Annotated in this window: 1 protein-coding gene; it reads right to left on the bottom strand. The window is 64.5% G+C overall.

Going from position 1 to position 468, the window contains the following annotated elements:
* Positions 1-468: DNA-binding domain-containing protein (locus STARVERO_RS21975; RefSeq protein ID WP_280178163.1), on the bottom strand; the 468-nt coding region annotated here is incomplete at both ends.

The raw sequence follows: 468 nt of genomic DNA on the forward strand, positions 1-468 counted from the left end.
CAGGACATGGTCCGGCACGCCGTAGGTTTCGACCATGTCGGCGAAGGCGAGGCGAACGAGGTCCCAGTTTTCCGAGATGTCCACGCGCCACGACAGGATTTTGCCGCTGTAGATGTCCTGGAAGCCGACGAGGATCGGGCGGCAGACGGTGCCGTTGAGCCATTTGACGAACACGTCGAACTTGTGGCCGTCCGCGTTCACCGCCTCCAGCGCATGCAGCGCCGTCCGGTCGCGCTCCTGCGCCGGGAAGAGACGCTTCAACGCCTCCGCGCCCTTGCGCAGATAAATCTTCTTCGCCGTGTCGATCTTGGCGAGCCGGCGCTCCAGCGTTTTGCGGCTCGGGACCGTCCAGCCCTGCGCCTTCGCGATCTTCTCAAGGTCGCGATAGACCTTGGCCGCGCTGCGCTCGGACTGCGTCAGGTAATTGTCCCGGAACCAGTCCCACGCCTCCTCGCTGTACTCGGCGGT

The sequence above is a fragment of the Starkeya nomas genome (genome assembly GCF_902703545.1).
Classification (GTDB): domain Bacteria; phylum Pseudomonadota; class Alphaproteobacteria; order Rhizobiales; family Xanthobacteraceae; genus Ancylobacter; species Ancylobacter moscoviensis.